The sequence below is a fragment of the Streptomyces sp. WM6378 genome (genome assembly GCF_001279695.1).
In the GTDB taxonomy this organism is placed as follows: Bacteria; Actinomycetota; Actinomycetes; order Streptomycetales; family Streptomycetaceae; genus Streptomyces.
This window is the reverse complement of sequence record NZ_LGDD01000290.1, coordinates 75,605-85,047: the sequence shown is the minus strand read 5'-3', so window position 1 is coordinate 85,047 and position 9,443 is coordinate 75,605. Positions and strand designations below refer to the sequence as shown.

Sequence of the window (9,443 nt, the reverse complement as noted above, 5' to 3'; positions counted from 1 at the left end):
GCCGGTTGGGTTGTTGGTTGAGGAGTTGTGGGGGGAGCGTCCGCCGCGGTCGGCGCGGACGACGTTGCAGACGTATGTGTTGCAGTTGCGTGAGTTGATCGGCGCGGCTCTGGAGCCGGGGCCAGGTGTGACTTCGCAGGGGCCGGGTGTGGTGTCGGCGAAGGACGTGCTGGCGACTGTGCCGGGTGGTTATGTGTTGCGGGGCGGGGGTGGTTCGAGTGATGTGCGCGAGTTCGACCGGCTTGCGGGCATGGGGTATCGGGCCATGGACGCGGAGGATTTCGCGGGGGCGTCTCGGTGGTTGAGTGAGGCGTTGGCGCTGTGGAGCGGGTCGGCGCTGGCAGACGTGCGTGCGGGTGCGCAGCTGGAGGTGGAGGTGTGCCGGCTGGAGGAGGCGCGGTTGTGCGCGCTGTATCAGCGGATCGAGGCCGATCTGCGGTTGGGCCGCCACCGTGAACTGCTGGGTGAGCTGACCGTGCTGGTGTCGCGGTATCGGACGCATGAGGCTTTGCACGGCCAGTTCATGCTGGCCCTGTACCGGTCGGGGCGCCGTAGTGAGGCGTTGAGTGTGTATCAGCGGCTGCGCCAAGCCCTCGTGCGCGACCTGGGGTTGGAGCCGTCGGCGGGGTTGCGCCGGTTGCAGCAGACCATGCTCCAGGCCTCCGAACCCACCCCCCACACCACACGGTCCGAAGCCGTCGGCGCCGGGTCACGCGACCGACTCGTCCGCGTCGGCTGAAGCCCGCGCCCCGCGGCCGAGGTGTTCCGACCGTCCCGCCGTCCGCGCCCCGCTCACCCCCGAGAGCCGAAGTCGGCTTCGGGCGGGTGGGGCGTCTTGGTGTGTGCGTGAGGTTGATGTGTGTCGGCGGGGACGTTCCACGCGGCCCGGGGGTGGTCGCGCGGTCGCCCGCTCGGCCTCGCTCTGGCGGTCCGCCGGACGGCACCCCGCGCCACCGGGCCTCGTGCTACCGGCCCTCGTGTTCTTCCTGGATCCTGCGGAGCAAGTCCTCCTGGTCCCACACCAGTTGCTCGATCCGTGCCTGGAGCTGGGCGATCTCCGCCGTCAGATCCAGCGTGCGGGGACGCGACGCGGCCAGCGCGGGGGAGTGGTTGAGGATCGCCTCCATGCGCGAACGCAGGGCGGGGCCCGGTTCGATGCCGAGGGTGGTGACCAGATGGCGGCGCGCGCGCTCGTAGACACCCAGGGCCTCCGCCTGACGGCCGCCCCGGTACAGGGCGACCATCAGCAGATCGTAGAAGCGCTCGCGCAGCGGATGGTCGGCGATGAGACGCTCCAGGTCACAGATGATCTCGGCGTCCCTGCCGCAGTTGAGGCTCGCCTCGTAGAGGGCTTCCAAAGTGGCCAGGCGCTGCTCTTCGAGCCGGTCCGCCTCCGCCGTGCAGATGGGGCCCTGGCGGCTGTCCTGCAGGGCCGGGCCCTGCCACAACGACAGCGCGTGGCCCAGGAGTTCCATCGCGTACCGGGGGTCGTCGGGGACGGCCGCCCGGCCCTGCCCGGACAGCAGCGTGAAGCGGGCCACGTCGGTGGAGGCGTTGCCCAGCGTCAGCAGGTAGCCGGTGGGCAGGGTGCTGATCCAGGTGCGGCCCGGGGAGGGCAGCAGTCGGCGCAGCCGGGCGACGTGCGCCTGCAGGGCGTTCGCCGCGTTGGACGGGGGCCGGTCGCCCCACAGCTCTTCCACCAGGCGGTCCACGGACAGGAGCTCCCCCGCGTGCAGGACCAGGGTGGCGAGCAGGGCCCGCTGCTTGGGGCCGGAGGGCACGATGCCCGCCCCGGTCGCCCCGTCGTGCACGAACACCGGGCCGAGCAGCCGGAACTCGGTGACCTCGCCGCGTACCGGAGCCGGTGCGGCGAGGTCGAGGACGGTCATCGCGCCACCGCGGACGGCTCCCGGGCGAGCAGCAGGGCGCGGCGCACGTCGTTCTGGATCCGCGCGGCGACCTCGGGGAGCCGGTCCTGGAAGTAGAAGTGGCCGCCCTCGTACAGGTGCAGGCCCAGGAAGTGCTCGCACGAGTCGGCCCAGCCGTCCAGGCGGTGCGGTGGCGACACGTGGTCCCGTGTGCCGCCGAACGCCGAAAGGGGCACCGGCAGCGGCGCGGTGAGGGGTTCGGTGCGCCAGGTTTCGCTGATGCGCAGGTCCGAGCGGATGGCGGGCGCGAACAGGTCCCACAGCTCCTGGTGGTCGAGGACCGAGGGCGCCGTGCCGCCCATCGCCGCGAGCTCCCGGCGCAGCTCCGAGTCCGACAGGAGGTGGCGGCGCGTGCCGTCCCCGTCGGGGAGCAGCGTGCCGCGTGCCGAGACGCCGAGCCACACCGGCGGCGTACGGCCCGCCTCGATGAGCCGGCGGGTCAGTTCGTACGCGACGAGCCCGCCCAGGCTGTGTCCGAAGAAGGCGAAACGGCCGGTCAGCTCCTCGTCCAGCTCGTGCAGGAAGTGCTCGACGAGCGCGCCGGCGTTCTCAAGGGCGGGACGGGGGTCGCGCGGACCGCGGCCCGGGGCGTCGGGCACCCGCACGTCCCAGCCGGCCGGGAAGTGGGACGGCCAGTCGCGGTACATCAGGTGCGAACCACCGGAGTGGTGGAACACGAACAGGCGCAGCTCCCGCTCTTCGGCCTTCTGCATGGAGACTCCATCGACGAGACGCTCTGGCGTCCGGCCCGGTGACCAGCGGTCCCGGAACGGCGCAGGGAGTTGGCACCCTAACCGCGTCCCGGCCGTGGCGAGCGCTCCCGCGAGTGGGCCTCGAACCGCTCTGCACGCATCCTCAAGTCGAGGCGGATTGACCCCAACCACCGCCTGTACAGGGCCACTTGAGGACGGATCCAGCAACGGGTGCGGTGGCCGGGAACAGGTCTAGCGTGCCGAGGACCAAGGCCGCCACTCGATGGGTCAACAGGCACGGCCGCCACTCGATGGGGTACGAGAGGAAACCGTGGAGATTCAGGTTCTGGGGCCACTGAGCGCCTCCGTCAACGGAGTCTCGATCGTGCCCACCGCGAGCAAGCCGCGTCAGCTCCTCGCCCTGTTCGCGTTCTACCCGGGGCGCATCGTGCCGGTGGCCACGCTCATGGAGGAGCTGTGGGGCGCCGACATGCCGCAGAGCGCCCTGACCACGCTGCAGACGTACGTCCTCCAGCTCCGCCGTCACCTCGGCACCGCCATGGGCCCCGACGCCCCCGGTAACGCCAAGGAGGTCCTCGCCACCCGGCACGGCGCCTACGTCCTGCAGATCCCCGCCGAGTCCGTCGACCTGCACCGCTACGAGCAGCTCGTCGCGGGCGGCCAGCGGGCCTTCGAGGAAGGCGAGGACGGCCAGGCCGCCGCGCTCCTCAGAAACGCCCTCGACATGTGGAACGGACCGCCCCTCGTCGACGTACGGGCCGGCTCGATCCTCTCCATCGAGATCATGCGCCTGAAGGAGTCCCGCCTGGGCACCGTCGAGCGCCGCATCGACGCCGATCTGAGGCTGGGCCGGCACGCCGAACTCATCGCCGAACTCACAGATCTGATTGCCCGTCACCCCCAGCACGAGGGGCTGCACTCCCAGGCGATGGTCGCCCTGTACCGCTCCGGACGGCAGGCGACCGCGCTCGATGTGTACCGCAGACTGCGCAAGCGGCTCATCGACGAGCTCGGCGTGGAACCCTCCCCGCAGCTCCAGCGGCTGCACCAGATGATGCTCACCGTCGACCCCGCGCTCGACGTGATGGCGGGCGAGCGGCGCGCCTCGACCTTCGACCTCTACGCCGCCTGACGGCCACGGCGGTGCGGGCGCCACCCCATGGCCTAGATCGGTTCCCCGGTCAGCGCGGGCCGGCGCGGCAGCGCCCGCACCGCCGACTCCGCGTGCCGCTTGGCCAGTTCGAGGGTGTCGAGCGAGATGCGCCCGATGTCCTCCCGCAGACCGAGCCGGGCCTGCCCGACGCCGGACGGCAGGTCCCCCACCGCGTTCTCGTCGAGCAGCACCGAGTGCTGGGCGACCACGCGCACCCCGTGTTCGTCGGGCAGCACCGACCACTCACCGATGTGCGCGGCCGCCGCCGGCACCGCGGGCGTGGTCTGCTTGTGGACGATCCGCCCGGCGTGCGGGAAGCACAGCCGGACCGAGCCGCCCGTGCGCACCGCCCCGTCGGGCAGTCGTACGTCGTAGTCCAGGACCTGCAGTCCGGGGGAGGACTCGGCCAGTTCGAGGCGCGGCACGTGCGGCACGAGCCCGGGCCAGTCCGCCGCCCGGTACAGGAAGTCGTAGACCAGCTCGCCCGGCCCGTCCACCCGCACCGACTCCTCGAACGACAGCACCAGGTCGTCGAGCCCGATCCCGCTCTCGGCGACCCGGCGCAGACTCTCCAGCTCGGCCCGGGCGTTGTCGTCGGTGACGAGGCCGACCCAGGCCACGTCGTCCGGGTGGTCGCCGACGACCGTGAACTCGTGGCGCACCGTCACCACACTGCGCCCGCCCGCGGTCTCCTCGACGGTCCACTCGCCGGCCATCGACTCGACCGGCGCCTCGTGCCTCAGCTGGACGAACTCGATGCGCCGCTCGTGCGGGTGGCGCACCCGCGCCGAGATCGAGGACCTGATGTCACCCGCCGCGCTCTCCCACGAGCGCAGCCGCTCCCGGGGCCCGTCGAAGTCGAGGCGCTCGACGTGCAGCACGGGCGGGCAGTACAGCGGCCTGCGCTCGGCGTCCGCGAGCAGGGCGTAGACCGCTCCGGCCGGCGCGGCCACCTCGGCCGAGTGCCGCGTACGGTGCACACGCTCACCAAACATCACAGACTCCCTGGGTGGTCGGGGACGGATCGGCTTGCTGTCGTGACCCCATGCCCTCCACCTTCGACGGCGGCGCTTGAGGGGTATTTGAAGGAAGCTCAACCCGCGCCCGAGACACTGCCTGTACCGAGTGCGGACCCCCGACGTGCGCCGGGGCCCGCTCGGCGTCCCTCACCACCCATAGGCACGGAACCCATAGGCACGGACGGAAGCGGAGACCCAGATCATGACCGTCGAGTTGGTGGACACCGCCGAACGCACCCTTGAGAGCCAGAAGTTCGCCGCCCTGTACGCCGAGGTGCAGCAGTTCTACGCGCACCAGATGCAGATACTGGACGCGCACGACTCCGAGCGCTGGGCGGGCACCTTCACCGAGGACGCCGTCTTCGAACTGCCCTCCCTGGCCGAGCCGGTGCGGGCCCGCGTCGGGCTCGCCCGCTACGTGCGGGCCGGCGCGGCACGCCAGCGGCGGGCGGGCAACCGCCTCAACCACTGGGTCGGCATGCTCGACGTACAGCCCCAGGCGGACGGGTCGCTGCGCACCCGCTGCTCGGCCCTGGTGTACGCCACGCCGAGCGGCGGCAGCTCCAAGGTCCTGTACGTGTGCGTCATGGAGGACACCCTGGTCCGCACGCGCGGCAAGTGGCGCACCGCGCACCGCCGGGTGACCCGCGACGACCTCGCGTGACCGACCGGCGCTCCTTCGCCCGGCCGCACGGCCCGATCGAGCCGAATGTCAGGGCTGTGTCAGAGTTTTGTGGCGAGCCTTCTGCATGCTTGAACAGCGCTTCTTCAGGAAGGGGAGGGGGCTTCGTCGGCGCGTGCCCCGGACTGCCGATGACCACTAGCCGCTTCGCACGTCTGCCGCAGGACGAGCCGATCACCGTCGTCGTGGAGCTCGGCCGCAGCGCGCCGCCCGTACTGGAGCTGCGCGGGCCGATCGAGACCACCCGCGTCGAGGCCGCGCTCGACAGCATCGCCGCACGTCACCCGGGCACGCCCGCCTGGACGGCCGACCTCCGGAGCCGGGGGCGCGGCCGCCACACCGTGCGCTTCAAGGACGGGGCGGACGGCGAGCCGACCGCGTTTCCCCTCGGGGCCCTCGCCGACCTGCTCACCCACGGCGGACGCGGCTCCTTCATGACCCGCCAGCTGGCCGCGACGCCCAGGCAGCGCGAACTGCTCGCGGACGCCGACGCCCACCCCGGCCTCGGCCGCCAGGTCGAACAGGCCGCCTGGGACTGGCACGGGCCCCTCGACGTCGCGCGGTTCACCGCGGCCTGGCGCTCGGTGTTCGCCCGCGAGTCCGTGCTGCGCACCGCGTTCGACGACCAGGGCGAACCCGGCCTGGTCGTGCACGACCAGGCCGAGCCCGAGGTCGTACGGCTGTCGCGCGGCAGTGTCGAGTGGCCCTCCCTCGTCGCGGCCGACCGGCGCCGCGGCATCGACCCGCGCCGCCCGGCCCCGCTGCGCGTCACCCTGCTCGGCGGCGGCCCGGCGAGCCCGTCCGCGCCGCCCGCCCGGGTGCTGCTCACCTACCACCACGCGCTGCTCGACAGCTGGTCCGTGCGGCTCCTGCTCCGCGAGTTCTACCGCGCCTACCTCGCCGACGGAGAACTGCCCGGCGGGGAGCGCCGACCGGACATGACCGACTACGCGGCCTGGCTCGCCACCCAGGACACCACGGCCGCCCAGGACTTCTTCACCAGCGCCGACACCGGCGACGTCCGGTCGGTTCCGCCGCTCTTCACGGAAACCGGCAGCCACGCCGAGGGCCGGTCCAGGCTCCGGCTGACCGAGGCGGAGACCGCGCGGCTCACCGACTGGGCCGCCGTCTGGGGCGGTAGCGAGTCCACCGCCCTGCAAGCCGTGTGGGCCCTGCTGCTGTACCGCGCGGGCCGGGCCGAAGGGCCGTCACGGGTGCGTTTCGCGACCACCGCGGCGGGTCGGGGCATCCTCTTCGAAGGGGTGGAGCGCACCCCCGGCGCCCTGGCCGGTCCGCTGCCGCAGTCCGTGCTCGTCGACCCGGCCGCCACGGTGCCCCAGCTGATGGCCGACCTGCGCGACCGCTGCCTGGACCAGGCCGCCTACGAGTGGGTGTCGGCGGGTCAGGTCAACGCCTGGACCCGCCCGCCGAGCCCGCCCGCCGACACCCTGCTCACCTTCGAGGCACAGCCACACGGCCTGGCCGAGCTGGAGGCCGAACTCGTCACGTACGGCATCGAGGTGGAGCCGCCCCAGACCCTCGGGGCCCGCACCGCCTTCCCGGTCACGCTGATCGCCCATCACGACGGGGTCGGTCGCCTGGTCCTCACCGCCTCCTACAACCAGCTGCGGCTCTCGGAGATCACCGACCTGCTCGCCCATGCGGCGCTGCTGCTGCGCGAACTCCCGCGTGAGGCAGGAGAGTTCACCACCGTCGGCGAGGTCCTCACCCTGCTGTCCGGCATGGGCGAGGGCGCCGCGGTGCCTTTGGAGCCGGTCGAGCCCGAGGGGAGCGGCGTCCCGCCGACCGTGCTGCGCCGCCGTGCCCACCCGGACGCCGGCACCGTCGGCCTGCTCCGGGCGCCGGGCATCTCACGCACGTTCTACGACCAGCTCGCCCGCGCTTACCCGGGGCCCGAGGAACTCCTCCTGCTCGGCCCCGTCCCGGTGGGCGGCCCCCAGGCCGTGGCCGGCGCGTGTGCCGCGTACGACGTGCTCGGCTCCCGCGTCCGGCCCGGCGGCGGGCTGGCCCTCGCCGGGTTCTCGGGCGACGGCGTCGCCGCCTGTGCCATCGCCCACCTCGCCGCGGCTCAGGGGCATCGGCCGCTCGCCGTCGTCCTCGACGCGGCCGGCACCGCGCCCGATGATCTGGCCCGCAGGCTCGCGTCGGCCGTCGGACGCCGACGCTGACCCGCCCATCGCACACCCCACGCACCGTACGACACCGGGGAAATACCTGAACCGAGAGCAGCGAGATGCCGAGGAGGCAGCCATGCAGAACTCCGAACCGAACCCGGTAACGCCCCTGCGCAAGGACGAGATCGTCTCGCGGGCCTGGGCCGAGGCGCTGGCGATGGCCTGCGGGGACGCGGACCATGCCCACCGCCCGCAGGGCGAGTTGGTGGCCGCCGCGCTGAAGGCGCACCACACGCTGTCGCGGGGGCTCGGTCACAGCGGGCCGGTCGCGGCCGTCGGATCGGACGGCGGTGTGCGATGGCTCGCCGCCTTCGTCGCCGAGTACGCCGCCCACCAGAACCAGCGGGACGACCGCCGGCACGGAGAGGCGGCGTGAGGTGGCGGAAGACCGCCACAGCTGAACTCGACGTTCCGTACGGCGCGAGGGACTCGGAACCGCCCCTTGCCTAGAGTGTGCCGTGCATGTCCCCCCCTGTCCGCGCCCGCCCGCCGTCACCCCCGACGCGGGCGGGCGCGTTGACGTATGTGGGCACCTCCGAGGGCCCACCCGGCCGGTGACCATCCGCCCGGCCTGAGCGGGGCTGTCCCGCGTCCCGAAACAAGACCGCAGTGCCGGTTCTGTGCTCATTTCGTAAGGGTCGATCGCCCGATGAAGTCGTTACGAATCGCGCGGGCGGTGCATCACGCGCCCTAAACAGGGCATCCGGTCTGTCGGCTCATCGGCGAGAGATGCCCTTTTTAGGGGCAGTTGTAGCTACTCGCACCCCAGCATCTGCCACTTGAATCTTTCTAGGGGCGCTTGAGGTCCGCATGGCATTCTTCTAAAACAGCGAGTATGGTTTGGTATTGACGAACCGACCATCCCGTTTAGAACTCGAAGCGTTCGTCGAGAACCCGGTCTGCCCGCAGCTCCCGGATCGACCTCGTCGTTTCGGGCAGCACACACGATGAGGGGATACGGCGTGGATATCGATGTTCTGGGTCCGTTGGGTGTGAGGGTGAATGGTGTGGGTGTGATGCCGTCGGCGCCGCCGGTTGGGTTGTTGGTTGAGGAGTTGTGGGGGGAGCGTCCGCCGCGGTCGGCGCGGACGACGTTGCAGACGTATGTGTTGCAGTTGCGTGAGTTGATTGGCGCGGCTCTGGAGTCGGGTGCCGGTCCGCAGGGCGTGGACGGTGTGGTGTCGGCGAAGGATGTGCTGGTGACCGCGCCGGGCGGGTACGTGCTGCGCGGCGGTGGCGGTTCCAGCGATGTGCGCGAGTTCGACCGGCTTGCGGGCATGGGCTACCGGGCCATGGACGCCGATGACTTCGCCGGAGCCTCCCGCTGGCTGCGCGAGGCGTTGGCGCTGTGGAGCGGGTCGGCGCTGGCAGACGTGCGTGCGGGTGCGCAGCTGGAGGTGGAGGTGTGCCGGCTGGAGGAGGCGCGGCTGTGCGCGCTGTATCAGCGGATCGAGGCCGACCTCCGTCTGGGCCGCCACCGTGAACTGCTGGGTGAGCTGACCGTGCTGGTCAGCCGATACCGCACACACGAAGCCCTGCACGGCCAGTTCATGCTGGCCCTGTACCGCTCAGGACGCCGCAGCGAGGCGCTCAACGTGTACCAGCGGCTGCGCCAAACCCTCGTCCGCGACCTGGGTCTTGAGCCCTCGGCAGGACTGCGCCGCCTCCAGCAGACCATGCTCCAGGCCTGTGAACCCACCCCGCTCATCGCCGGCGCCCAGGACCGGCGCCTGGCCCGGGTCGCCTGACCGGC

At 72.0% G+C, this 9,443-nt stretch carries 8 protein-coding genes and 1 pseudogene (1 of these 9 cut by a window edge); 6 read left to right on the top strand and 3 right to left on the bottom strand.

The window, feature by feature from the left end; genetic code table 11:
* Positions 1–739 (top strand): annotated as a pseudogene (locus tag ADK54_RS22560) (AfsR/SARP family transcriptional regulator) (it extends 93 nt beyond the left edge of the window).
* A gap of 226 nt (positions 740–965) precedes the next feature.
* Here ADK54_RS22560 and ADK54_RS22555 read toward each other — a convergent pair.
* Both ADK54_RS22555 and ADK54_RS22550 read right to left on the bottom strand, forming a co-directional pair.
* Complete coding sequence (locus ADK54_RS22555; protein ID WP_053727493.1) at positions 966–1,889, bottom strand: AfsR/SARP family transcriptional regulator; 924 nt, start codon at positions 1,887–1,889, stop codon at positions 966–968.
* Positions 1,886–2,641 carry a thioesterase II family protein gene (locus ADK54_RS22550; RefSeq protein WP_053727492.1) on the bottom strand — a complete coding sequence of 252 codons (756 nt, stop codon included), beginning with the start codon at positions 2,639–2,641 and terminating at the stop codon, positions 1,886–1,888. Before ADK54_RS22550 ends, ADK54_RS22555 begins: the two co-directional genes overlap by 4 nt.
* Before the next feature lie 310 nt (positions 2,642–2,951).
* Between ADK54_RS22550 and ADK54_RS22545 the strand changes: the two genes are divergently transcribed.
* On the top strand, positions 2,952–3,773 hold the full coding sequence (locus ADK54_RS22545; RefSeq protein ID WP_053727491.1) for an AfsR/SARP family transcriptional regulator: 822 nt from the start codon (positions 2,952–2,954) through the stop codon (positions 3,771–3,773).
* A gap of 32 nt (positions 3,774–3,805) precedes the next feature.
* Here the strand turns inward: ADK54_RS22545 and ADK54_RS22540 are convergent, their stop codons facing one another.
* Positions 3,806–4,789 (bottom strand): aromatase/cyclase, encoded by a 984-nt coding sequence (locus tag ADK54_RS22540; RefSeq protein WP_053727490.1) that lies wholly within the window; start codon positions 4,787–4,789, stop codon positions 3,806–3,808.
* Positions 4,790–5,015: 226 nt separating this feature from the next.
* Here ADK54_RS22540 and ADK54_RS22535 point away from each other — a divergent pair, with 226 nt between their 5' ends.
* The 4 genes from ADK54_RS22535 to ADK54_RS22520 all read left to right on the top strand — a co-directional run bounded on the left by ADK54_RS22535 (position 5,016) and on the right by ADK54_RS22520 (position 9,438).
* Positions 5,016–5,477, top strand: coding sequence for a nuclear transport factor 2 family protein (locus ADK54_RS22535; RefSeq protein ID WP_053727489.1), 462 nt, complete (start codon positions 5,016–5,018; stop codon positions 5,475–5,477).
* A 149-nt stretch (positions 5,478–5,626) separates the two neighbouring features.
* A complete protein-coding gene (locus ADK54_RS22530) occupies positions 5,627–7,684 on the top strand; it encodes a condensation domain-containing protein (RefSeq protein WP_053727488.1) in 2,058 nt (685 codons plus the stop codon).
* An 82-nt stretch (positions 7,685–7,766) separates the two neighbouring features.
* The gene (locus ADK54_RS22525; RefSeq protein WP_053727487.1) at positions 7,767–8,066 is read left to right on the top strand and encodes a hypothetical protein; all 300 of its coding nucleotides are present in this window, start codon (positions 7,767–7,769) and stop codon (positions 8,064–8,066) included.
* Between the two features lie 586 nt (positions 8,067–8,652).
* Positions 8,653–9,438 (top strand): AfsR/SARP family transcriptional regulator, encoded by a 786-nt coding sequence (locus tag ADK54_RS22520; RefSeq protein WP_053727486.1) that lies wholly within the window; start codon positions 8,653–8,655, stop codon positions 9,436–9,438.
* Positions 9,439–9,443: the final 5 nt, after the last annotated feature.